We start from the raw sequence: 22,501 nt of genomic DNA on the forward strand, positions 1-22,501 counted from the left end.
CATCGTGAAGATGCCTTTCGAGTGGGTTGTAGGAGATTCCTCGAAGGGACTACACGGTGACCGCGCCCACGTCTACGACGAGACCGGCCACCGCGAACTACACCACGTTAAGGGGCACTACTGACTCACCCTGACCGACCGACGGGCGCCGGAGGAGCCCCTGCTGCGCGGCCCGAAGGGCGGCGTCCTCACGACCGCCTCGATCCGGCGAGCGACCCACTGGGACAGCCTGGTCGTCGAACTCGGCTTGCCGAACCTCAAGCGACACGGCCTCCGGCACACCGGAGCAACCTGGCTCGCAGACTCGGGCGTGCCGCTGCATGTACTCCAGCAGATCCTGGGCCACCGGTCCATCGAGACAACCAGGCTCTACCTCCACCCGGACACGCGACACCTGCTCGATGCCGCACGCCAGGCGAACGCCTTCCTGTCCAAGCCAGCGCGAAGGGAGACCAAGCCAACGCGGGCACCCGGGATGTGATCAGAGACGACGTGCCGCCGGGCCGCTCATCGCGGGCCGGCGCACGAGCATGCCCGGGTTGGGCCCCCTACTTCCGCGAGAAATGGTCCACGTCTGGTCCCCCTTGCGACGAGAGGGTCAGGGAGACAGGGCGCCGATCCAAGTAACCATGACTTTTGGGGACCAGAACGCCGGGGGCCCGGAAGAGACGAAGCCCAGGCGAGAAAACCGCTTCTCACCTGGGCTTTTCGTCGGGATGACAGGATTTGAACCTGCGGCCCCTTGACCCCCAGTCAAGTGCGCTACCAAGCTGCGCCACATCCCGTTGTTCAATTTTTTGTTGTTGCCGATGGCTAGTGCCCTTGACCCCCAGTGAAGTGCGCTACCAAGCTGCGCCACAGCCCGCGACCGTGCCCTCTCGGGCAACCGCTACAGCCTACCGTACGCCGCGCCGCCCGCGGTCCCGTCCGCGTCGCGCACGCACCGCATCCGTCGGGGATCATCGGCGCCGCCGCTAGCCTGATTCCGTGAGGCGCATCAGGCTAGCCGGGACGGCGGCGGCGAGCGTGCTGCTCGTGCTCGCGACGCTCTGCGGATGCGCGCCGAGCACTCCGCCGCGGGTGTCCTGGCACGAGGTGGCCCTTCCCGAGGGCTTCGTTGCGTCGCGGCTCGTCGCTGTGGGCGGGCGTCTCGTCGTGGGCGGCAATACCGGCGAGAGTCCCGCGCTGCTCGTGAGTTCCAGCGCAGACCGCGGGGACAGCGACCGAGACGGCGAGAGCAACCGGGGCGGCGGGAGCAACCGAGACGGCACCAGCACCAGCACCAGCACCAGCACGAATGCCGAGACCCTCCGCCCCATCCCGGTCCACCCGGTCAGCTTCTACGGCGCGATCTCCCTCTGGACGACGCTCGTCGCCGACGGCACCACGCTGTACGCGCTGGGCGGGCGGTCCGGCGGCGGGCATGGGAATCCGCGCTGGACCACCTGGGCCGGCGGGCTCGATGGGATCACCGAGCAGCCCGCCCCCGGCATCGAGGTGTTCGGCGGGTGGCGCAACGGCGGGGTCGCGGGCATGGCGGTCGCGGGTGGGCGTCCCGTGATCGTCGGCGGGCGCGACAACCATGGTCCGGGACTCGACCTCGCGATCTGGTTGCACGACGGCGACGAGTGGGTCGAGCAGCCCTCCGCCGGCACGGCGCTCGCCGCGACGCCCGGGGTGCTCCCGTTCGCGAGCGGCGCGACCGGCGACGGCGACCGGCTGCTCATCACCGGCTACGCGCAGCACCTCGGCGGGGGCACCGTGCGCATCGGTGCGGCGGTCTGGGTCGGCTCCCCCGGCGGCACGTGGCGGCGCGTCGACCTGCCGGCCGACGGCGCGCGGTCCATCGCCGACGCGGCGACGTGCGCCGACGGCACGTGCGTCGTCGTCGGCACCGGCGGCGGCGCCCTGCTCGGCTGGACCCTCACCGGCGGATCGGCGCACCCGCTCGACCTGCCGCCGGCCGACGTCGGCGACGCGACCGTGCCCGCACCGGTCGTCTGGGGCGACCGGATCGCCATCGCCGCGCCCGACGGCGACGCGACGGCGCTCGAGCTCGCGGATGCCGACCACCTCGACCGGTTCACCACCGCCGCCGGCCCGGCCGGGCATCCGCTCGCCCTCGCCGTGATCGGCGACCGGCTCGCGCTGCTGACGGAATCGGCCGACGCATCCGTGCACCTCTGGCTCGGCGACGCGCACTGAGCTGCGAGGGTTCAGCACCGCGCGCCGCGCGCCGGTCGACCACGGCGTCGTTTCTCCTGCGCCGCGATGTCTCACCCCGCCTCGGCTGCCGGTCCGGCTCAGCTCTCGATCCGCCCCCGCAGTCCGGGCCACGCGGCGCCGAAGCCCGGATGCAGCGGCAGGCCGGCGACGTCCGGGAACGGCACCCAGCGCAGCGCCACGCTCTCCGCGTCGCCGACCACCGGCTCGAACCACGACCGAGCGCGCGCGACGACCGTCGTGTACGACCAGAAGCCGAGGTCGAGCACCTGCTCGAACTCCGCCTCGAGCACGGATGCCGGCACGCCCGCCTCCTCCGCCGCCTCGCGCAGCGCGCCCTCGCGCGCGGTCTCGCCCTGACGCCGCGCGCCGCCCGGCAGCCCCCAGGTGCCGCCGAAGTGGCTCCAGCTGACGCGGTGCTGCAGCAGCACGGCTCCGTCGATGTGCACGAGCAGGCCCGCAGCGCCGAAGCGTCCCCAGAAGCGCTGCCCGTCCGGACCCTCGACCCAGGCGTCCCCGGGGTCGCGCACGTGCCCCGGGGGCAGCGGAGGCGGGCCGGGCTCCGGCATCGACGACATGCGACGCCTCAGACGCCGGAGAGCCGCACCGGGCTCGCCAGGGTGTCGCGGATCGCCGTCCCGTCGCTCGGCCGGTGCAGCACCTCGATCGCGTCGCCGGCGGCGAGCCGGCCGGGGGTGAGCACGCGGAAGTAGGCGCCGAACCGGCCCGCGGCCCAGAACCGCTTGACCCAGCCCCGCTCATCCGCCGCGTCCGTCGAGGAGGCGACCCAGCGGGCGAAGGTCTGGCAGGGCTCCCGCGCGTAGGTCGCCTCGAGCTCGACCGTGCCGACGCGCCAGCGCTCGCCGACGCGCACGTCCTGCGGGTCGACGCCCTCGACGCGCAGGTTCTCGCCGAACCAGCCGGGCGGGATCTGCCGTCCGAGCTCGGCGGCCCAGAACTCGGCGTCGTCCTGGCCGTAGACGTAGACGGCCTGGTCGATGCCGCCGTGGTGCTTGCGGTCCGCCTGCACGTCGGCGTACAGCCCGTACGTGCCGACCTTGATCTCGCCCTCGACGGGTCGCTTGTCGATCGCGGTGACACCGACGGTGCCCGCATCCGGTCGCAGTGAGGAGACGATGCAGGCGGCGAGAACGGAGGCCATGGCGCCAGTCTAGGTGGGGGTTCGATGCGCGATCCGCGGCTCGGACGCACGCGTTATCCTTTCCCGGCTAGCCTCCGCAGCATGGGGAAGAAGACGGATGCGCTGACCGAGACCGCCGAGCGCGCGCGGAAGGCCGCGACGAAGGCGGATGCCGCCCGCACGAAGGCGAAGGCCGCGCTCAAGGACGCGCGCGCCGACGCGAGGAAGGCGCTCAAGCGCGCCGACGCCCGGCAGGCGGCGCTCGATGCGGCCCGTGCCGCGGCCGAGCGGGCCGAGCGGATCGCCACGGATGCCGAGCGCGCCCTGGCCGAGCGCGTCGCGGCGAAGGCCGACGCCAAGGCCGCTGCGAGGGCGCACGCTTCCGAGAAGGACGCCGCGAAGGACGCCGCGAAGGACGCCGCGAAGGGCTCTCGGAAGAAGAGCGAGAAGAAGAACGACGAGAAGAGCGGGAGGGCCAAGAAGGCCGCGAAGCACGCGGACAGGAAGAGCGAGACGAACGCCGAGACGGCCCCGAAGCAGGACGAGACCGCGGAGGCAATGCCGCCCGCGGCATCCGTCGTCCCGGAGACCGGGCCCGACGCGCAGCTGCCGCCGATCGGCGAGGTGCTCTCGCCCGTCGCGCCGGAGACCTTCTCGCTCGTCGCCGACGCGGCGATCACGGATGACGTGCCGCTCACCGCCGAGCCCGACGAATCCTGGACCGTGGTGCGCCTGCGGGCGCTCGCGCGGGAGAAGGCGATCCCCGGCTACACGCGCATGTCGAAGCGAGCGCTGCTCGACGCCCTGCGCTGAGCCCCCTACAGCAGTCCCGGGATGAGGGCGCGGCGCTCCGGCGGGTAGTCGGGGAACGTCTCGCGGTACCAGCGGTGGTTCGCGATCGCCCGCGGGGCGAGGTTCGCGATCGTGTAGACCGCGAAGGCGAGGCCGGCCGGGGACCAGGTCAGCAGCGCCCAGCCGCACCACTCGACGATCTCCCCCGCGTAGTTCGGGCTCGAGATCCAGCGGAACGCGCCGCGCCGCGGCACCGCGTAGCCGTCGTGCTCGCGCCGCAGCGCGCGCAGCACCGCATCCGAGTGCACGTTGATCGCGAGGCCCGCGAGCATCACGACAACGCCGACGACGAAGCGCGGGTCCGCGAGCCAGTGCAGCGGGTAGTCGCCCAGCTGCGAGACCCAGCGGGCGTTGATCCAGGCGTTGAGCGTGTTGAACGTGATCGCGAGCGCCGCGACGAGCACCGGCATCCGCGCGCTGCTGCGCGTGAGCAGCGGCGTCACGAACGCGCGGTTCACGTAGTGCAGTTGCCACAGGGCGAGCAGCACGATCGGCACGGGCTGTCCGCGATGGTCGCCGAGCAGGAAGAACACGATGAACAGCACGGATGCCGGCGCCTCCATGACGATCCAGCCCACGCGCGCCGGGATGGTCGGCCCCCATCCGCCACGCGCGTGCCGCCCGTAGGGCGCGACGATCCAGCGCAGGGCGACGAGCGTGGCCGCCGCGAGCACGAACTGCAGCGCGACGAGCGCCGCGTACCATCCGCCCGTCATGGCGCAACGCTATCCCGCGCCCGCGAATCGCGCGTGAGGACGGCGTGCGCGTGTGAGGACGGTCCGGACCGTCCTCACGCGCGCACAACGTCCTCACACCGGGGGCCGAGGCGAGGCGGGCCGAGGCGAGGCGAGGCTACGCGCGCTTGCGGCGCTCCCGCACGCGCATGTTCATCACGATCGGCGAGCCCTCGAAGCCGAACACCTCGCGCAGCCGGCGCTGGATGAACCGCCGGTACTGCGGGTCGAGGAACGCGCTCGTGAACAGCACGAACGTCGGCGGACGGGTCGAGGCCTGCGTGCCGAACAGGATGCGCGGCTGCTTGCCGCCGCGCACCGGGTGCGGGTGCTCGGCGACGAGCTCGGCGATGAGGGCGTTGAACTTGCCGGTCGGGATGCGGGTGTCCCACGACTCGAGGGCGGTCTCGAGCGCGGGCACGAGCTTCTCGAGGTGACGGCCGGTCTTCGCAGAGATGTTGACCCGCGGCGCCCACGCGACGTGCGCCAGGTCGCGCTCGATCTCGCGCTCGAGCATCTCGCGGCGGTAGTCGTCGAGCAGATCCCACTTGTTGAACGCGAGCACGAGCGCGCGGCCCGACTCGAGCACGAGCTCGATGATCTTGATGTCCTGCACGCTGATCGGCTCGGTCACGTCGAGCACGACGACGGCGACCTCGGCGCGCTCGAGCGCGGCGGTCGTACGCAGCGAGGCGTAGAAATCGGCGCCCTGCGACATGTGCACGCGACGACGGATGCCGGCGGTGTCGACGAGACGCCACCACACGCCCTTGAGTTCCACGAGCTCGTCGACCGGATCGCGCGTGGTGCCCGCGAGCTCGTTGACGACGACTCGCTCCTCCCCCGCCGTCTTGTTGAGCAGGCTCGACTTGCCGACGTTCGGGCGGCCGAGGATCGCGACACGACGCGGTCCGCCGACCTCCTCACGGCCCACGGCCGACTCGGTCGGCAGCACGCGCATCGCCTCGTCGAGCATGTCGGCGACACCGCGGCCGTGCACGGCGGACGTGGGCCAGGGTTGACCGAGGCCGAGCGACCAGAGCGCGGCGGCATCCGACTCCTGACGCTCGCTGTCGACCTTGTTGGCGAGCAGCAGCACCGGCTTGCCGGCACCGCGCAGCAGGCGCACGACGCGCTCGTCGGTGCTCGTCGCGCCGACGGTCGCGTCGACGACGAACAGCACGGCGTCGGCGAGGTCGATCGCGACCTCGGCCTGCGCCGCCACGGACGCGTCGATGCCCTTCGCGTCGGGCTCCCAGCCGCCGGTGTCGACGAGCGTGAAGCGGCGGCCGGCCCACTCGGCCTGGTAGTTGACGCGGTCACGCGTGACGCCCGGCACGTCCTCGACGACGGCCTCGCGGCGGCCCAGGATGCGGTTGACGAGCGCGGACTTGCCGACGTTCGGCCGGCCGACGATCGCGAGCACGGGCAGTGCGGGTGCGACCGTGACGCCCTCGCCGTAGGCGCCGACGGCGCCGAGCAGGCCGAGGTCCTCCTCGTCGAGCTCGTAGTCGCCGAGGCCCGCCCGCAGCGACGCGGCGCGCTGGTCGGCCTCCGCCTCGTCGAGCGTGTTCAGCCGCTCGCCGAGCGCGGCGTCGTACTCGGGGAAGTCGTCGTGCTCGTCAGTCATGGTGGGTCTCATTCTGGTGGGTAGGGGATGGTTTCGACGGGTTCGCTGGTCGAGGAGTGCCCGAGCGCAGCGAGGACGAGCGCTGACGTCGGGTGCCGGTTTCGAGACGCCTGCTCGCTCCGCTCGCGGGCTCCTCAACCAGCGGAGGCGCTCCGCTCGCGGGCTCCTCAACCCGCGGAGGCGCTCCGCTCGCGGGCTCCTCAACCAGCGGAGGCGCTTCGCTCGCGGGCTCCTCAACCCGCGGAGGCGCTTCGCTCGCGGGCTCCTCAACCCGCGGAGGCGCTTCGCTCGCGGGCTCCTCAACCCGCGGAGGCGCTTCGCTCGCGGGCTCCTCAACCCGCGGAGGAGGCCGCGCGCACCAGGTCGACGACCGCCGCGACGGTCTCGTCGAAGGTCAGATCGGTGGAGTCGAGGGTCGTCACGCCCTCGGCCGCGTTCATGAAGTCCACGACCTTCGCGTCGGCCGCATCCCGCTTGGCGAGGGCCGCGGCCGTGTCCCGCGCGGACTGGGTGGTCACCTCCGCCGAGCGCCGGGCCATTCTAACCGCTTCGGATGCGGTGAGCAGTATCCGCACCGGCGCATCCGGCGCGACGACGGTCGTGATGTCGCGCCCCTCGATGACGACGCCGGGTCGATCGGTCGCCGCGGCGATCGAGCGGAACAGGTCGACGAGGTGGGCGCGCACGGCGGGAACCCGCGCGATCGCGCTCACCACGGCCGTGACGCGCGGCTCGCGGATCGCTCCCGTCACATCCGCGGCGCCGCCGGCCGACCGGCCGACCCGCACGAAGTAATCGTCCGGATCGGTGCCGATCGCGTAGTCGAAGCCGGGGAGCCCGGCGACGACGGCATCCGCGTCCTCCGGGTCGATGCCGCGGTCGAGCACCGACCAGCTCAGCGCGCGGTACGCCGCACCCGTGTCCAGGTAGCCGAAGCCGAGCGCGCGCGCCGCGGCCCTCGACACGCTCGACTTGCCGCTGCCCGCGGGTCCATCCACGGCGACGATCACCGTCGCTCCCTGAGCCTGTCGAGGGGTCATCGTGATTCTCCTGCGATCCGCCAGCCCCGCTCGACCAGCCGGTCGACGAGGTCGCGCTCCACCTCGGGCAGCACCGCGATCTCCGCGAGGCCGACCTGACGCCCGGGGGCGTGCTCGAGGCGGAGGTCCTCCATGTTGATGCCGAACTCGCCGATCTGCGTGAGCAGCCGGGCGAGCTCCCCCGGGCGGTCGTCGACGAGCACGATGACGCTCGCGAAGCGCGTGCTCGTGCCGCCGTGCTTGCCCGGGATGCGGGCGACGCCCGCGTTGCCCTGCGCGATCGCCTCCGCGAGCACCCGGCGGGCGCCGCGCGCCTCCGGGTCGTCGACCGCCGTGATGACCGCGTCGAGATCGTCCCGCAGCGCCCGGAGCACGGATGCCACCGGCTCCGCGTTCGCGGCGAGGATCTGCACCCAGAGCTCGGGCGCGCTCGCGGCGATGCGCGTCGTGTCGCGCAGCCCCTGCCCGGCGAGGGCGACCGCGGCGTCGCTCGCCCCCTCGAGCCGGGCGGCGAGCAGCGATGCGACGACCTGCGGCACGTGCGAGACGAGGGCGACGGATGCGTCGTGCGATGCCACGTCCATCTCGACCGGCACGGCGCCGAGGTCGAGGGCGAGCTGCTCGACGGCGGCGGCGGCGCGGTAGTCGACCCCGTCGTGCCCGGCGAGCACCCACGGGCGCCCGACGAACAGGTCGGCCCGCGCCGAGACCGCTCCCCCGCGCTCGCGTCCGGCCATCGGGTGCGAGCCGAGGTAGCGGCCGACGTCGGCGCCGAGCGCGCGCAGCTCGGCGAGCGGGCGGGACTTGACACTCGCGACATCCGTCACCATCGCCTCGGGGTGCGCCGCGAGCTCGGCCGCGACGGTCGCCGCCGTGACGTCCGGCGGCACGGCGACGACGACGAGCTGGTACTGGTCGCCGGGCGCGGTGGCGCGCCCGGCGCCGTAGTCGATCGCGAGGCGCAGCGTCGTGGGCGAGGCGTCGTCGAGGGCGACGTCGACGCCGAGCTCGGTCAGTCGCAGGCCGATGCTCGCGCCGAGCAGGCCCGCGCCGACGATCCGCACCGGCCCGCGCACGCGCGTGCCGGGCGCTCGCGTGCCGGGCGCTGGCGTGCCGGGTGCTCGCGTGCCGGGTGCTTGCGTGCCGGGCAGTCGCCTATCGGCCATCGTGCGCCTCCCGTGCGATCGTGAGCAGCGCGCCGCGCTCCTCCCGGGTGAGCTCGCGCGTCGCGCCCGAGGCGAGCGTGCCGAGCGCGAGCGGACCGAACTGCCGCCGCACGAGCTCGAGCACGGGGTGCCCGACGGCGTCGAGCATCCGCCGCACGATGCGGTTGCGTCCCGAGTGCAGTGTGATCTCGACCATCGTCGCGCCGCGCGACGGCTCGCCGAGCACGCGTGCGCGGTCGGCGGCGATCGGGCCGTCGTCGAGCTCGACACCCCGCTTGAGCCGCTGCACGGTCTGCGCCGTGACCTCGCCGCGCACCTTCGCGATGTAGGTCTTCGACACCCCGAACGACGGATGCGCGAGCACGTGCGCGAGGTCGCCGTCGTTCGTGAGCACGAGCAGCCCGCTCGTCTCGGCATCCAGGCGGCCGACGTTGTACAGCCGCTCCTCGTAGTCGGCGACGTAGCCGCGCAGGTCGGGCCGGCCCTTCTCGTCGCTCATCGTGCTCACGACGCCGACGGGCTTGTTGAGCATGACGTAGCGCTTCGAGGTGTCCGTCTGCACCGCCACGCCGTCCACCGCCACCCGGTCGTCGGGGAGGATGCGGCGGCCGGGCTCGGTCACGATCGCGCCGTTGACGGCGACGCGGCCCTGCCCGATGAGGATCTCGCTCGCGCGCCGCGACGCCACGCCGGCGGCGGCCATCACCTTCTGGAGTCTCTCGCCCTCGGTGCGGCCGGCGCCCGGGTCAGTGCTGCTCATCGAACCCGGCCGAGCCGTCGTCGAGCAGGGGCGAGATCTTCGGCAGGTCGTCGATCGAGTTGATGCCGAGCTGGGTGAGCGTGAGGTCGGTCGTCTCGTAGTTAATCGCGCCCGTCTCCGGGTCGCTGAACGCCTCCGTGATGAGCCCGCGGCCGAGTAGCGTGCGCACGACCGAGTCGACGTTGACGGCGCGGATCGCCGCGATCTGCCCGCGCGAGATCGGCTGCTTGTAGGCGATGACGGCGAGCGTCTCGAGCGCCGCCTGGCTCAGCCGGCTCGGGTTCTGCGTCGACACGACGTCCTGCACGACCGAGTCGTACTCGGCGCGCACGTAGATGCGCCAGCCGCCGCCGACCTCCCGCAGCTCGAAACCGCGACGGATGCCGCCGCGCCCCTCCCCGGACGCCTCGCCGTCGTAGTCCGCGACGAGCCGCTCGATCGACTGCCGCACGGCCGGCACGGGCGCGTGCAGCGCGGTCGCGAGGGAGACGAGCGACTGCGGCTCGTCGGCGATCATGAGGATCGCCTCGAGCGCGCGCTCGATGTCGACCGTCGCGACCTCGGGCTGGGGGGTGGTCATCTCATCCGTCATAGTCAGCGCCCAGGTTAGCCAGCGCCTCGTCGCTCCACGACTCGGCGGTCCAGCGCAGCGTGAGCTCGCCGAGCGGCTCGAGCTGCTCGAACGCGATCGCCGCGTGCCGGTAGAGCTCGAGCACGGCGATGAACCGCGCGACGACGACGCCCTTCACGTCGGCCCCGGCGACCAGCTCGCGGAAGGTCAGCGACGGCGCGCTGCGCAGCAGCGCCACGACGTGCGCGGCCTGCTCGCGGATGCTGACGAGCGGCGCGTGCAGGTGGTCGAGGCCGACGGTGGGGATCTCGCGCGGCGCGAGGGCGAGCGCCGCGAGCGCGGCGAAGTCGTCGAGCGAGAGCGTCCAGACGAGCTCCGGCGTACGCGAATGGTACTTCTCCTCGAGCCGCACCGTGCGCGCGTGCCGCGAGCCCTCCGCGTCCAGCCGATCCGCGAACCACGCGGCGGCCTGCTTGAACGCGCGGTACTGCAGCAGGCGCGCGAACAGCAGGTCGCGGGCCTCGAGCAGCGCGACGTCCTCGGCGTCGACGAGCTCGCCCTGCGGCAGCAGTCCCGCGACCTTGAGGTCGAGCAGCGTCGCGGCGACGACGAGGAACTCGCTCGCCTCGTCGAGCCGCTTCGGGTCGAGCTCGGCGGAGGCCTCGAGGGCACGCAGATAGGCGATGAACTCGTCGGTGACTGCCGACAGGGCGATCTCCGTGACGTCCATCTCGCGCTTCGCGATGAGCGAGAGCAGCAGGTCGAAGGGACCGGAGAAGTTCGCGAGGCTGACCGAGAATCCGGATGCCGCGCCCTCGTCATCCGCGCCGGGGTGCGTGAGCGGGCCGGCGACCTCGGCCACCGGGCTCACGCCGCGGCGCCGCGCGCCACGAGTTCGCGGGCGAGCTGCCGGTAGGCCTCGGCGGCCTGGTGCTCGGGCGCGAACGAGGTGATCGGCGTGCCCGCGACCGACGCGTCCGGGAACTTCACGGTGCGGCCGATCACGGTTTCGAGCACGCCGTCGCCGAACTGCTCGACGACGCGCTCGAGCACCTCGCGCGAGTGCAGCGTGCGGGCGTCGTACATCGTGGCGAGGATGCCGTCGAGCGTGATCGCCGGATTGAGCCGGTCACGCACCTTGTCGATCGTCTCGATGAGCAGGGCCACACCACGCAGCGCGAAGAACTCGCACTCGAGCGGGATGAGCACGCCGTGCGCGGCGGTCAGCGCGTTGACGGTGAGCAGGCCGAGCGAGGGCTGGCAGTCGATGAGGATGACGTCGTAGTCGTCGGCGACCTTCGCGAGCACGCGCGCGAGGATCGACTCGCGGGCGACCTCGTTGATCAGGTGCACCTCGGCGGCCGAGAGGTCGATGTTCGCCGGGATGACGTCGAGGTTCTCAACGGCGGTCGAGCGGATCACGGATGCGGTGTCCTTCTCGCGCCCGAGCAGCAGGTCGTAGATCGTGGCACCGTCGTGCGTCGCGACGCCGAGGCCCGCCGAGAGCGCGCCCTGCGGATCGAAGTCGACGGCGAGCACGCGGCGGCCGTACTCCGCGAGGGCCGCGCCGAGGCTGATCGTCGTCGTCGTCTTGCCGACGCCGCCCTTCTGGTTGCAGAGCGCGATGATGCGCGCGGGCCCGTGGCTCGCGAGCGGCTTCGGCACCGGGAACGCCGTGAGCGGGCGTCCCGTCGGGCCCAGCAGCAGCTCGTCGACCCCGCTCAGCGTGGCATCCGTGCGCTCGACCGTCATGGCTCTCAGTGTACGGGCGAGGCTCCGGCGAGCCCCCGCGCGCAACGCGCCCGCGCCGCGGCTCGCCTCACCCTCAACCTGAGGTTCAACTCCTCGCCGCCGGTCGGGAGCCCGCTGGTCGAGGAGCCCGCGCACCCGCTGGTCGAGGAGCCCGCGCCCGTCCGCTGGTCGAGGAGCCCGCGAGCGCAGCGAGCCGGCATCTCGAGACCAACACCCACGGCGAACAGAACAGTCGTGGTCTCGAGACGCGAGCGACTCCGTCGCGCGCTCCTCGACCAGCGGGCGGAGACCGCGCTCCTCGACCAGCGGACGGAGACCGCGCTCCTCGACCAGCGGACGGAGACCGCGCTCCTCGACCAGCGGGCGGACGCAGCGAGCCGGCGTCACGAGGCCAACACCCACGCCGCGCCCCGCTGGTCGAGGAGCCCGCGAGCGCAGCGAGCCGGCGTCTCGAGACCACACCCACGCCGAACAGAACAGTCGTGGTCTCGAGACGCGAGCGACTCCGTCGCGCGCTCCTCGACCAGCGGGCGGAGACCGCGCTCCTCGACCAGCGGGCGGACGCAGCGAGCCGGCGTCACGAGGCCAACACCCACGCCGAACAGAACAGTCGTGGTCTCGAGACGCGAGCGACTCCGTCGCGCGCTCCTCGACCAGCGGGCGGAGACCGCGCTCCTCGACCAGCGGGCGAAGGCAGCGAGCCGGCATCTCGAGACCACACCCACGGCGAACAGAACAGTCGTGGTCTCGAGACGCGAGCGACTCCGTCGCGCGCTCCTCGACCAACGGGGCCAGCGGGCGGAGACCGCGCTCCTCGACCAACGGGGCCAGCGGGCGGAGGCCGCGCTCCTCGACCAGCGGGCGATCAGCGGGCGCGCGGGTGCGCCGACACGTACATGTCGCGCAGCGTGTCTGCCGTGACGAGCGTGTAGATCTGCGTCGTGGCGACGGATGCGTGGCCGAGCAGTTCCTGCACGACGCGGACGTCCGCCCCGCCCTCGAGCAGGTGCGTCGCGAACGTGTGCCGCAGGCTGTGCGGCGACAGGTGGTCGATGCGCAGCTGGGCCCGCGCGGCCGTGTCCCGCAGCACGAGCCAGGCGCTCTGCCGCGACAGCGGCGCGCCGCGCACGCCGAGGAAGAGCGCGGCGCTGCCCCGGCCGGCGACCGCGAACAGCGGCCGGGCGCGCACCAGGTAGGCCTCGATCGCGGCGCGCGCGTAGCTGCCGAGCGGCACGATGCGCTGCTTGTTGCCCTTGCCGGTGAGCCGCACGGCGTGCGCGTCGAGCACGTCGTCGACGCTCAGGCCGGTCGCCTCCGAGATGCGCGCGCCCGTCGCGTAGAGCAGCTCGAGCAGCGCCCGATCGCGCAACCGCACCGGGTCGTCGCCCTCGGTCGCCGCGAGCAGCCGGTCGACCTGGTCGTGGGTGAGCGCCTTCGGCAGGCGCTTCGGCTGCTTCGGCGGAGCGATGTCGGCGGTCGCGTCGACGGCGACGAGCCCCTCCTCGAGCAGGAACCGGTGGAATCCCCGCACCGACGACAGGATGCGGGCCCGCGACGTCGGCGCGAGGCCTGCGCGGGCCACGGCGAACGCCGTGACGTCCGCGGGGACGATCGCGGCGGCATCCGTCACCCCGGTCGCGGCGACGTGCGCGGTGTACATCGCCAGGTCGCGCCGGTAGGCGGCGACGGTGTTGGCGCTCAGCCCGCGCTCGATCGCGACATGCCGCAGGTACCGGTCGACGGCCCGCTCGATCGCGGTCGGCGCGGCCGCCGTCCGCGCGGCCGGCCCCGACGCGCCGGGCGTCAGCCGCGGAACCGGGGGTGGCGTGTCCACGGGGTGTCCGCCGGCTGCAACGGCGCCCAGTCGCGATCGCGGGCCGCGGCCGCGGTCAGCGCGCCGATCGCGAGGATCGAGTTCTGCACGCGGTGCGCGAGCACGGCGTCGACGAGCTCGTCGAGGTGCACCCAGCGCAGCTCGATGTCGCGTTCCTCGTCGTAACGGTCGAACGCCTCGGGCGCCGCCGACACGCCGCGCGCGAGATACACCCGCAGCGCCTCGTTGCTGCCCCCGACGCTCGTGAAGAACTCGGTGAGCAGGTGCCACTCGGCGGCGACCAGGTCGGCCTCCTCGGCGAGCTCGCGCTGCGCGGCGACGAGCGGGTCCTCGCCCTCGATGTCGAGCAGGCCCGCCGGCAGTTCCCAGTCGCGCGAGCGGATCGGGTGACGGTACTGCTGGATCACCGGCACCCGGCCCTCGTCGTCGATCGCGAGCACCGCGACGGCGCCGGTGTGATCGACGTACTCGCGGGTGATCGGGGTGCCGGCGTAGTCGATCACGTCGCGGCGGATGTCCCAGACCTTGCCGTGGAAGCCGATCTCGCTCGAGACGACCGTCGGCTCGGCCCGCTCGTCCGCGATCGGCGCGTCGGAGGCAGGGTCGGCGCTCGGGGCGGCCGCGGCATCCGTGGTCATCAGGCGTCCACGACCTCGGCCGCGAGGTCCTCGGTCACGCCCTGCTCGTGCTCCGGCACCTCGAACAGGCGCGACGCGCGCTGGCGCTCGAGGGCGGCGGCGACGAGGCCGCGGAACAGCGGATGCGCCCGGTTCGGCCGCGAGCGCAGCTCCGGGTGCGCCTGGGTGCCGACGTAGAACGGGTGCACCTCGCGCGGCAGCTCGACGAACTCGACGAGGCCGTGCTCGGGATTCGTGCCCGAGAACACGAGGCCGGCCGCGCCGATCCGCTCGGTGTAGCGGTTGTTGACCTCGTAGCGGTGCCGGTGGCGCTCCTCGATCGTCTCCGATCCGTAGGCCTCCGCGACGATCGAGCCGGGCGCGAGCTGCGCCTCGTAGAGACCGAGGCGCATCGTGCCGCCGAGGTCGCCGCCCGCGAGGATGTCGACCTGCTCGGCCATCGTCGCGATCACCGGGAACTCGGTGTCCGGGTCGAACTCGCTGCTCGACGCGCCGGGCAGGCCGGCCACGTCGCGCGCGTACTCGATCACCATGCACTGCAGGCCCAGGCACAGACCGAGGGCCGGGATGCCATTCTCGCGCGCGAAGCGGAGCGCGCCGAGCTTGCCCTCGATGCCGCGCACCCCGAACCCGCCGGGCACGCAGATGCCGTCGACCTCCGCGAGCGCCTTCGCGGCGCCCTCCGGCGTCTCGCAGCTGTCCGACGGGATCCACTTCACGGTCACCTTGGCGGCGTTCGCGAAGCCGCCGGCCTTGAGCGCCTCGGTGACGCTCAGGTAGGCGTCGGGCAGGTCGATGTACTTGCCGACCAGGCCGATCGTGACCTCGAACTTGGGGTCGTGCACGATCTCGAGCAGTCGGTCCCACGCCGCCCACTGCACCTCGCCTGCGCCGAGGCCGAGCTGACGGATGATGTACGCGTCGAGCCCCTGGTCGTTGAGCATCTTCGGGATGTCGTAGATCGATGGCACGTCGACCGCGTTCACGACGGCGCCCTCGTCGACGTCGCACATGAGCGCGATCTTGCGCTTGTTGCTCTCCGACACCGGCCGGTCGCTGCGCAGCACGAGAGCGTCGGGCTGGATGCCGATCGAGCGCAGCGCAGCGACGGAGTGCTGGGTGGGCTTCGTCTTCTGCTCGCCCGAGGCGTTCATGTACGGCACGAGGCTCACGTGCACGAAGAACACGTTCTGGCGGCCGAGCTCGTGGCGCACCTGGCGCGCCGACTCGATGAACGGCTGCGACTCGATGTCGCCGACCGTGCCGCCGATCTCGGTGATGATGACGTCGGGGGCGGGCTCGCCGGAAGGGGACGGCTGGGCCTGCAGCCGCATCCGTCGCTTGATCTCGTCGGTGATGTGCGGGATGACCTGCACGGTGTCGCCGAGGTACTCGCCACGGCGCTCCTTGGCGATGACGTTCGAGTAGATCTGGCCGGTCGTGACGTTGGCGGCCTGGCTCAGGTTGATGTCGAGGAAGCGCTCGTAGTGGCCGATGTCGAGGTCGGTCTCGGCGCCGTCGTCGGTGACGAACACCTCGCCGTGCTGGAACGGGTTCATCGTGCCCGGGTCGACGTTGAGGTACGGGTCGAGCTTCTGCATGACGACGCGGAGCCCGCGGGCGGTGAGCAGATTGCCGAGACTCGCGGCCGTGAGGCCCTTTCCGAGGCTCGAGACGACACCCCCCGTCACGAAGATGTGCTTGGTCACGTGCTCACCGGAGTTGTCCACCACGGGGTTCCATCGTATCCCACGGATGCGGTGGCCGGCCGGCGCGCGTGACCCGCGTGGCGAGCGTTCACGAGACCGAAACAGAGGAGGATGCGCCCAGCTGGTTTCGAGACGTCAGCTTGCTACGCTCGCGGACTCCTCAACCAGCGACGATCGTCGCGGCGGTCTCGATGAGCTCGCGCGCGTGCGCCAGCCCGCTCTCCGAATCGGGCAGCCCGGACAGCAGCCGCGCCATCTCCGACACGCGCTCCTCGCCGTCGAGCCGCCGCACGCTCGACGCGGTGACCGCGCCGCTGTCGTCCTTGAGCACCCGCAGGTGATTGGTCGCGAACGCGGCCACCTGCGCGAGGTGGGTGACGACGATGACCTGGGCGGACCGGCTCAGGCGCGCGAGCCGCCGCCCGATCTCGATCGCCGCGGCGCCGCCGACCCCCGCGTCGACCTCGTCGAACACGAACGTCGGCACCGGGTCGGTGGCCGCGATGACGACCTCGATCGCGAGCATGACGCGCGAGAGCTCGCCGCCCGACGCCCCGCGCGAGACCGGACGCGGCTCGGCGCCCGCGTGCGGCCGCAGCAGGAACTGCACCTGGTCCTTGCCGCTCGTCGAGTACTCCGCGCGGTCCGACACCTCGACCGTGACCTCCGCGCTCGCCATCGCGAGATCGGCGAGCTCGGCGGTGACGAGCCGGGACAGCTCGGCGGCGCGCGCACCGCGGATGCCGCTGATCCGCTCCGCGAGCTCGATGAGCCGGTCGCGGTCCGCGGCCACCTGCTCGCCGAGCGCCTCGATGCGCTCGGAGTCCCCGTCGAGCTCGAGCAGCCGCGCGCTCCCGGTCTCCAGCTGTGCGATGACGTCGTCGATGGTCGGGCCGTACTTGCGCGTCAGTGCGGCGAGCTCGGCGCGCCGCTCCTGCACGGCGTCGAGCTCCCGCCCGCTGTCGCCGTCGAGCCCGGCGAGGTAGCCGGCGAGCTGCACTGCGGCATCCGTCGCGGCGTACGAGACGGCGGCGATCGACTCGGCGATCGGCGCGAGCGCGGTGTCGAAGCCCGCCACGCGCTCGAGCGAGCGCCGCGCCGCATCGAGCAGGGCGACCGCGTCGCGCTCCTCGTCGGTCGACTCGCTGGACAGCGCCCCGTGCGCGCTGACGGCCGCCTCGCGCAGGGCCTCGAGGTTGCTGAGCCGATCGGCGCGCTCGCCGAGCTCGACGTCCTCACCGGGCAGGGGCGCGACGGCCTCGATCTCGGCCAGCGCCTCGCGCAGCTCCTCGGCCTCGCGGGCGCGGCGATCCCGCTCCGCGACGAGCACGTCGAGCTCGCCCTGCCCGGCCTGCCAGCGGCCGTAGTTCTCGCGGTAGTCGCCGAGCACGCTCGCGAGCTCGGCGCCCGCGAAACGGTCGAGCGCCTCGCGCTGAGCGGTCGCCGAGCGCAGCCGCACCTGGTCGGACTGGCCGTGCACGACGACGAGCTGCTCGCCGATCTCGGTGAGCACGCCGACCGGGGTCGAGCGTCCGCCGACGACGGCGCGTCCGCGGCCCTCGGCCGAGATCGAGCGCCCCACGATGAGCTCGTCGTCGTCGAGCTCGCCGCCCGCGTCGCGCACGCGCTCCGCCACGACACCTGATGGGTCGACGATCCAGCGCCCCTCGACGACGGCGCGGTCGCTGCCCGAGCGCACGCTCGCGGCGTCCGCCCGCGCGCCGAGCAGCAGACCGAGCGCGGTCACGACCATGGTCTTGCCCGCGCCGGTCTCGCCCGTGATCGCGGTGAACCCCGCGCCGAGCGGCAGGCGGGCCGAGCCGATGACCCCCAGATCGCGGATGGAGATCTCATCGATCACGACGCAGCGACCTCCTCGCCGAGCGGCCCGCGCCAGCCCGACACCGGCAGGGCGAACTTGCGCACGAGCCGGTCGGTGAACGGTCCGGTCGACAGGCGGGCGAGGCGCACCGGGATCGGCGAGCGTCGCACGACGACCCGGGCGCCGTGCGGCAGCTCGAACATGCGGCGCCCGTCGCACCACAGCACTCCCGTGCCCGGGGTGCGGTCGAGCAGCTCGACCGCGATCGCGGAGTCCGGGCCGACGACGAGCGGACGGCTGAACAGGGCGTGGGCGCTGAGCGGCACGGCGAGCAGCGCCTCGACGCTCGGCCACACCACGGGTCCGCCGGCGCTGAACGCGTACGCCGTCGCCCCGGTCGGGCTCGACACGATCACGCCGTCGCAGCCGAACGACGACAACGGTCGACCGTCGATCTCCATGACGACCTCGAGCATCCGCTCGCGCGCCGCCTTCTCGATCGTCGCCTCGTTGAGCGCCCAGCTCTCGTACACCACCTCGGCGTCGAGCTTGACCCGCACGGCGAGCGTCATGCGCTCCTCGACGAGGTAGTCGCGGGCGAGCACCCGCGCGACCGTGCCCGTGATCTCCTCGCGCTCGCTCTCCGCGAGGAAGCCGACGTGGCCGAGGTTCACCCCGACGATCGGCGCCGCCCAGCCGCGCACGAGCTCCGCGGCGCGCAGGATCGTGCCGTCGCCACCGAGCACGATGACGGCCTCGATGTCGCCCGCCTCGACGTGGTCGCCGAGCAGCCGCACGGACTCCAGGTCGCCGGATGCCGCGCGCAGGTCCTCATGCTCCGACTCCGGCACGACGCACGCGACGCCCGCGTCGATGAGCTGACGGCAGACCGCGACGGCGGCGTCCACGGAGTCCTGCCGCCCGGTGTGGGACACGACGAGGAAGTGCCGCTCGGCTGCCATCGCGCTCGGCCCCCCGTCGGTCGGATCATCTCGTCGAGTCGATGACCCGCGCCTCCCATTCTGTCGGATCGGACCCGCGCACCGCGCTGAGATGCACGAGCACCTCCCGATTCCCGGCCGATCCCTCGATCGGGGAGGAGAGGACGCCCGCGGTGCGCAGCCCGATCGCCGCGGCGGTCGCGAGCACGCCGCGCACGGCATCCGCGCGCAGCGCCGCATCGCGAACGACGCCCTCGCGGATGCCGCCGCGGCCGACCTCGAACTGCGGCTTCACGAGCGCGATGACGTCCGCGTCGGCCGCGATCGCCATGCGCAGCGCGGGCAGCACGAGCCGGAGCGGGATGAACGAGACGTCGACGACGGCGAGGCTCGGCACCTCGTCGAGCCCGCTGGCCCGCGCGAGGGACGCGGCGTCGAGCTCGCGCGCGTTGAAGCCCTCGACGACGACGACGCGCGGGTCTGCGCGCAGCGCGGACACGAGCTGGTCGTGGCCCACGTCGAGCGCGATCACGCGCCGCGCGCCGCGCTCGAGCAGCACCTGGGTGAACCCGCCCGTCGAGGCGCCGACGTCGAGGGCGAGCCGTCCGCGCGGGTCGACCGCGAACGCGCCGAGCGCCGCGTCGAGCTTGCGGGCCGCGCGCCCGACCCACGCGTTCGCCGACGCGACGGAGATCTCGTGCGCGTCCGTCACGGGCGTCGACGCCTTCACGCGGATCAGTCCCGCGACCGCGACCTCGCCGTCCGCGATGAGCCGCGCGGCGCGGGTGCGCGATGGCGCGAGGCCGCGCGCGACGAGAGCCGCGTCGAGTCGCGTCGTCGGCATCCGCTCGCCCCCGCGGTCAGCGACGGGACTCGCCGCCGTCGAGCGCCGCCGAGAGCTGGTCGTGCAGCTGCGCGTAGGCCGGCGCGCGCGCGTCGAGCGGCTGGTCCTCGATCAGACCGAGCTGCGAGAGCAGCTCCTCGGTGCCCGCCTCGGTGCCGTCTTCCCCGAGCTCGGCGGCGGGCGTGTGCTCGTCGGTCATGCGTCCGAATATAGTTCGGCGGGCACGCGCAGCCCGTAGATCGGGATGCCGCTGCCCCAGATCGCCGCGGCGCCGGCCCGCACGAGGTCGATGCGCCGGTCCCCCGCCCGCGTCACGGTCAGGGTGTCGCCGCGGCGCTCGATCTCCGCGCCGGCGACGCGCGTCGTCACGACGTCGCGCCTCTCGGCGGTCTCGGCGGCGGGATACGGCTCGAACAGCTGACCGAGGTGCTCGAGGACGAACGTCGGCCGCTGGTCGGGCACCGCCGCGAGCAGCTGCTTCACGCGATCGACGCCCGTGAGCACGTGAGCGGATGCCAGCCCGGCCCGGTTCGCGCCGAGGATGTCGGTGTCGAGCCGGTCGCCCACGACGAGCGCGTGGGTCGCGCCGAACCGCTCGACCGCGAGCGTGAACATCGGCGTCTCCGGTTTGCCGGCCACCCGCGGCAGTCGCCCGACCGCGGTGTGCACGGCGGAGACGAGGGTGCCGTTGCCGGGGGCGATGCCGCGCGCGACGGGGATCGTCCAGTCGGTGTTCGTGGCGACCCACGGACGCTCGGCGTGCTCGCCCTGCAGCGCGAACGCCGCCTCGGCGAGCTGCTCCCAGCCCACGTGCGGGGCGAAGCCCTGCACGACGGCCGCGGGGGCGTCATCCGCCGACCGCGTCACGCGGAAGCCGGCCTTCTCGACCTCCGCGACGAGACCGTCGCCGCCGACGACGAGGATGACGGATGCCGCGGGCACGAGGTCCGCGAGCAGCCGGACCGCGGCCTGCGGGCTCGTCACGACGTCGCTCGGGACCACGGTGAGACCGAGACCCGTGAGGTGCTCGGCGACCGTCGCGTCGGTGCGCGACGCGTTGTTCGTGATGTACCCGACGCGCGCGCTCGCCCGGGCCCGCTCGAGCGCCTCGACGGCGTGCGGGATCGCGCCCGGACCCGTGTACACCACCCCGTCGAGGTCGGCGAGGATAGTGTCGACGCCGTCGATCGGCGCCGGGTCAGTCCTGCGTCGGCCGAGCGCCATCCTCGTCCTCCCCCTCGGCGTGGTGCGTTGCCGTGTCGGCGTCGTCGTCCTCGGCCGCCGCGTCGGCATCCGTGACGCTGATCTCTTCCTCTTCCACCTCGACGACGTCGTCGTCGGCGAACGCATCGGCCGCGAGGTCGGCGCGACGCCACCAGTCCGCGGCCTCGGTCTCGCGGCCGAGCTCCTCGAGCACGGTGGCGTAGGCCGCGAACAGCCCGGCGCTGTAGGGGAACGCCGTGTCCGGCGTCAGCTCGGGGATCTCGAGCTCGCGCAGCGCGAGCTCCGCCTGCCCGAGGTCGAGGCGCGCGCCCGACATCGCCACGGCGAGCTCGACGCGAACGCCGGTGTCGAGGCCGGCGCGGTCGACGGACCGGCCGAGCTCCAGCGCCTTCTCCGGTCTCCCGATGCCGCGCTCGCTGTCCACCATGAGCGGCAACTCGTCGTCGCGGCCGGTGATCCGGCGATAGGTGCGCAGCTCGCGCAGCGCGAGAGCGAAGTCGCCCGTCGCATACGCGGTGATCCCGAGCGTCTCGCGCACGACGCCGACCCGGCCGCCCTTGCGCACAGCGGACTGCGCGTGCTTGTGCGCGAGCTCCGGGTCGGAGTCGATGAGACGTCCGGCCATCACGAGGTGCTGCCCGACCCACTCGGCGTTCTCCTCGGAGAGGCTGCGCAGCTCCTGACGCGCCTCGCGGTCGAGCTGCCGGGCGTTCACGCCCGTCGCGATCGGCGGATCGTCGTGACGGATGCGGTCCTCGCCCTCGTCGAACCGGTCCGACGGCCGGCGGTCCCCGCCATCCCGGCCCCCGGCGTCGGAGCGATACGGTCGCTCGGTGCGCGGGCGCTCCGTGCGCGGCCGGTCGAATCCCGGACGATACGCGCGCGGACGATCAGACACCGGCCGGTCGGTACGCGGCCGGTCAGTGGCCGGCCGATCAGTCCGCGGTCGGTCGCCGCGGAACGGCCGATCACCGGCACCGCTCGGGCGATACGGGCGGCCGTCGGACGTACGGTCGCGCCCACCCCGGTCACCCCGGTACGGACGCTCGCCCCCGGTGCGCTCGCTCCGTTCCGGGCGGCCAGCACTCGGCCGGCCACCGCGAGACGGGCGATCGTCTCGACTCGGGCGCTCGCTTCCAGAACGATCCGACCCCGCCGGCCGATCGCCCCCGGGACGCTGGTCGCGGTAAGGCCGGTCACCACCCGACCGCTCGCCGCGGAACGACCGGTCACCACCCGACCGCTCGCCACGATAGGGGCGGTCACCCGTCGGTCGATCGTTCCGGTCGCCTCCGGCTGCGCCCCGTCCCGGAGTGCGGTCGCCGCGAGGCGGTCGCGCGTCGCGACGATCGTCGCGTCGGTCCCGGTCGTCCCGGTCGCGATCGCCGCGCTGCCTGTCGTCGCTCACGTGGTCTCCTCGAAAGAACTGTTCGGGTGCGCGCCGCGCACCAGTGGTTAAACACGAAATGGCCACCCAGCTGGGTGGCCATTTCGGTGAAGAAGTCCGGCGGTGTCCTACTCTCCCACAAGGTCGCCCTTGCAGTACCATCGGCGCAGAGAGTCTTAGCTTCCGGGTTCGGAATGTGACCGGGCGTTTCCCTCTCGCTATGGCCGCCGAAA

Annotated in this window: 22 protein-coding genes, 1 tRNA gene and 1 rRNA gene; 3 read left to right on the forward strand and 21 right to left on the reverse strand. The window is 73.1% G+C overall.

The genetic code is table 11. From position 1 onward, the window contains the following. Window positions 1-229: 229 nt before the first annotated feature. Window positions 230-481 (forward strand): tyrosine-type recombinase/integrase, encoded by a 252-nt coding sequence (locus tag QT381_RS14905; protein WP_289249846.1) that lies wholly within the window; start codon window positions 230-232, stop codon window positions 479-481. Window positions 482-711: 230 nt separating this feature from the next. On the opposite strand, the gene QT381_RS14910 is transcribed toward QT381_RS14905, so the two are convergent. Next, window positions 712-785 (reverse strand) — tRNA-Pro (locus QT381_RS14910). Window positions 786-987: 202 nt separating this feature from the next. Here QT381_RS14910 and QT381_RS14915 point away from each other — a divergent pair. Further along, window positions 988-2,205: a hypothetical protein gene (locus QT381_RS14915; protein ID WP_289249827.1), complete on the forward strand. Its 1,218-nt coding sequence runs from the start codon at window positions 988-990 to the stop codon at window positions 2,203-2,205. 98 nt (window positions 2,206-2,303) lie between these two features. Here the strand turns inward: QT381_RS14915 and QT381_RS14920 are convergent, their stop codons facing one another. Together QT381_RS14920 and QT381_RS14925 are read right to left on the reverse strand one after the other, a co-directional pair. Continuing rightward, complete coding sequence (locus QT381_RS14920; RefSeq protein WP_289249828.1) at window positions 2,304-2,792, reverse strand: NUDIX domain-containing protein; 489 nt, start codon at window positions 2,790-2,792, stop codon at window positions 2,304-2,306. A 17-nt stretch (window positions 2,793-2,809) separates the two neighbouring features. Then, window positions 2,810-3,385: an MOSC domain-containing protein gene (locus QT381_RS14925; protein WP_289249829.1), complete on the reverse strand. Its 576-nt coding sequence runs from the start codon at window positions 3,383-3,385 to the stop codon at window positions 2,810-2,812. A gap of 81 nt (window positions 3,386-3,466) precedes the next feature. Here QT381_RS14925 and QT381_RS14930 point away from each other — a divergent pair, with 81 nt between their 5' ends. Next, a complete protein-coding gene (locus QT381_RS14930; protein WP_289249830.1) occupies window positions 3,467-4,177 on the forward strand; it encodes a hypothetical protein in 711 nt (236 codons plus the stop codon). Window positions 4,178-4,182: 5 nt separating this feature from the next. Here the strand turns inward: QT381_RS14930 and QT381_RS14935 are convergent, their stop codons facing one another. From QT381_RS14935 to rrf, 18 genes are all read right to left on the reverse strand, one after another. After that, entirely contained in the window at window positions 4,183-4,932 is a 750-nt protein-coding gene (locus tag QT381_RS14935) for a DUF1295 domain-containing protein (protein ID WP_289249831.1), read from the reverse strand. Between the two features lie 136 nt (window positions 4,933-5,068). Continuing rightward, on the reverse strand, window positions 5,069-6,580 hold the full coding sequence (der, locus tag QT381_RS14940; protein WP_289249832.1) for a ribosome biogenesis GTPase Der: 1,512 nt from the start codon (window positions 6,578-6,580) through the stop codon (window positions 5,069-5,071). Between the two features lie 332 nt (window positions 6,581-6,912). Further along, the gene (gene cmk / locus QT381_RS14945) at window positions 6,913-7,620 is read right to left on the reverse strand and encodes a (d)CMP kinase (RefSeq protein WP_289249833.1); all 708 of its coding nucleotides are present in this window, start codon (window positions 7,618-7,620) and stop codon (window positions 6,913-6,915) included. Beyond that, window positions 7,617-8,786, reverse strand: a complete 1,170-nt coding sequence (locus QT381_RS14950) for a prephenate dehydrogenase (RefSeq protein ID WP_289249834.1) — start codon at window positions 8,784-8,786, stop codon at window positions 7,617-7,619. The genes cmk and QT381_RS14950 overlap by 4 nt, the downstream gene beginning before the upstream one ends. Beyond that, window positions 8,776-9,546 (reverse strand): pseudouridine synthase, encoded by a 771-nt coding sequence (locus QT381_RS14955; RefSeq protein WP_289249835.1) that lies wholly within the window; start codon window positions 9,544-9,546, stop codon window positions 8,776-8,778. Before QT381_RS14955 ends, QT381_RS14950 begins: the two co-directional genes overlap by 11 nt. After that, on the reverse strand, window positions 9,533-10,138 hold the full coding sequence (scpB, locus tag QT381_RS14960) for an SMC-Scp complex subunit ScpB (protein WP_502877554.1): 606 nt from the start codon (window positions 10,136-10,138) through the stop codon (window positions 9,533-9,535). Before scpB ends, QT381_RS14955 begins: the two co-directional genes overlap by 14 nt. Further along, window positions 10,128-10,979 (reverse strand): segregation and condensation protein A, encoded by an 852-nt coding sequence (locus QT381_RS14965; protein ID WP_289249847.1) that lies wholly within the window; start codon window positions 10,977-10,979, stop codon window positions 10,128-10,130. The genes scpB and QT381_RS14965 overlap by 11 nt, the downstream gene beginning before the upstream one ends. Window positions 10,980-10,984: 5 nt before the next feature. Next, window positions 10,985-11,869, reverse strand: coding sequence for a ParA family protein (locus QT381_RS14970; protein WP_289249837.1), 885 nt, complete (start codon window positions 11,867-11,869; stop codon window positions 10,985-10,987). An 865-nt stretch (window positions 11,870-12,734) separates the two neighbouring features. Beyond that, window positions 12,735-13,676 (reverse strand): site-specific tyrosine recombinase XerD, encoded by a 942-nt coding sequence (gene xerD, locus QT381_RS14975; RefSeq protein ID WP_502877557.1) that lies wholly within the window; start codon window positions 13,674-13,676, stop codon window positions 12,735-12,737. Further along, the gene (locus tag QT381_RS14980; protein WP_289249838.1) at window positions 13,673-14,341 is read right to left on the reverse strand and encodes an NUDIX domain-containing protein; all 669 of its coding nucleotides are present in this window, start codon (window positions 14,339-14,341) and stop codon (window positions 13,673-13,675) included. The genes xerD and QT381_RS14980 overlap by 4 nt, the downstream gene beginning before the upstream one ends. Continuing rightward, entirely contained in the window at window positions 14,341-16,074 is a 1,734-nt protein-coding gene (gene pyrG / locus QT381_RS14985) for a CTP synthase (RefSeq protein WP_289249839.1), read from the reverse strand. The genes QT381_RS14980 and pyrG overlap by 1 nt, the downstream gene beginning before the upstream one ends. 136 nt (window positions 16,075-16,210) lie before the next feature. Then, window positions 16,211-17,911: a DNA repair protein RecN gene (recN, locus tag QT381_RS14990; protein ID WP_289249840.1), complete on the reverse strand. Its 1,701-nt coding sequence runs from the start codon at window positions 17,909-17,911 to the stop codon at window positions 16,211-16,213. Then, window positions 17,908-18,834, reverse strand: a complete 927-nt coding sequence (locus QT381_RS14995; protein WP_289249841.1) for an NAD kinase — start codon at window positions 18,832-18,834, stop codon at window positions 17,908-17,910. The genes recN and QT381_RS14995 overlap by 4 nt, the downstream gene beginning before the upstream one ends. 25 nt (window positions 18,835-18,859) lie before the next feature. After that, on the reverse strand, window positions 18,860-19,657 hold the full coding sequence (locus QT381_RS15000; protein WP_289249842.1) for a TlyA family RNA methyltransferase: 798 nt from the start codon (window positions 19,655-19,657) through the stop codon (window positions 18,860-18,862). 16 nt (window positions 19,658-19,673) lie between these two features. Then, entirely contained in the window at window positions 19,674-19,856 is a 183-nt protein-coding gene (locus QT381_RS15005; protein ID WP_289249843.1) for a hypothetical protein, read from the reverse strand. After that, a complete protein-coding gene (locus tag QT381_RS15010) occupies window positions 19,853-20,881 on the reverse strand; it encodes an HAD-IIA family hydrolase (protein WP_289249844.1) in 1,029 nt (342 codons plus the stop codon). The genes QT381_RS15005 and QT381_RS15010 overlap by 4 nt, the downstream gene beginning before the upstream one ends. Continuing rightward, window positions 20,856-21,779, reverse strand: coding sequence for a hypothetical protein (locus tag QT381_RS15015; RefSeq protein ID WP_289249845.1), 924 nt, complete (start codon window positions 21,777-21,779; stop codon window positions 20,856-20,858). The genes QT381_RS15010 and QT381_RS15015 overlap by 26 nt, the downstream gene beginning before the upstream one ends. Window positions 21,780-22,383: 604 nt before the next feature. Next, window positions 22,384-22,500 (reverse strand): 5S ribosomal RNA (gene rrf, locus QT381_RS15020). Window position 22,501: the final 1 nt, after the last annotated feature.

It is taken from the genome of Galbitalea sp. SE-J8 (assembly GCF_030345695.1).
Classification (GTDB): Bacteria; Actinomycetota; Actinomycetes; order Actinomycetales; family Microbacteriaceae; genus JAUASV01.

What these genes read in the sequence shown, in the direction of transcription:
- QT381_RS14920 (WP_289249828.1), bottom strand. Translation starts at nt 2,792, where the DNA reads ATGCCGGAGCCCGGCCCGCCTCCGCTGCCCCCGGGGCACGTGCGCGAC.
- QT381_RS14925 (WP_289249829.1), bottom strand. Translation starts at nt 3,385, where the DNA reads ATGGCCTCCGTTCTCGCCGCCTGCATCGTCTCCTCACTGCGACCGGAT.
- QT381_RS14930 (WP_289249830.1), top strand. Translation starts at nt 3,467, where the DNA reads ATGGGGAAGAAGACGGATGCGCTGACCGAGACCGCCGAGCGCGCGCGG.
- QT381_RS14935 (WP_289249831.1), bottom strand. Translation starts at nt 4,932, where the DNA reads ATGACGGGCGGATGGTACGCGGCGCTCGTCGCGCTGCAGTTCGTGCTC.
- der (WP_289249832.1), bottom strand. Translation starts at nt 6,580, where the DNA reads ATGACTGACGAGCACGACGACTTCCCCGAGTACGACGCCGCGCTCGGC.
- cmk (WP_289249833.1), bottom strand. Translation starts at nt 7,620, where the DNA reads ATGACCCCTCGACAGGCTCAGGGAGCGACGGTGATCGTCGCCGTGGAT.
- QT381_RS14950 (WP_289249834.1), bottom strand. Translation starts at nt 8,786, where the DNA reads ATGGCCGATAGGCGACTGCCCGGCACGCAAGCACCCGGCACGCGAGCA.
- QT381_RS14955 (WP_289249835.1), bottom strand. Translation starts at nt 9,546, where the DNA reads ATGAGCAGCACTGACCCGGGCGCCGGCCGCACCGAGGGCGAGAGACTC.
- scpB (WP_502877554.1), bottom strand. Translation starts at nt 10,138, where the DNA reads ATGACGGATGAGATGACCACCCCCCAGCCCGAGGTCGCGACGGTCGAC.
- QT381_RS14970 (WP_289249837.1), bottom strand. Translation starts at nt 11,869, where the DNA reads ATGACGGTCGAGCGCACGGATGCCACGCTGAGCGGGGTCGACGAGCTG.
- QT381_RS14980 (WP_289249838.1), bottom strand. Translation starts at nt 14,341, where the DNA reads ATGACCACGGATGCCGCGGCCGCCCCGAGCGCCGACCCTGCCTCCGAC.
- QT381_RS14995 (WP_289249841.1), bottom strand. Translation starts at nt 18,834, where the DNA reads ATGGCAGCCGAGCGGCACTTCCTCGTCGTGTCCCACACCGGGCGGCAG.
- QT381_RS15000 (WP_289249842.1), bottom strand. Translation starts at nt 19,657, where the DNA reads ATGCCGACGACGCGACTCGACGCGGCTCTCGTCGCGCGCGGCCTCGCG.
- QT381_RS15005 (WP_289249843.1), bottom strand. Translation starts at nt 19,856, where the DNA reads ATGACCGACGAGCACACGCCCGCCGCCGAGCTCGGGGAAGACGGCACC.
- QT381_RS15010 (WP_289249844.1), bottom strand. Translation starts at nt 20,881, where the DNA reads ATGGCGCTCGGCCGACGCAGGACTGACCCGGCGCCGATCGACGGCGTC.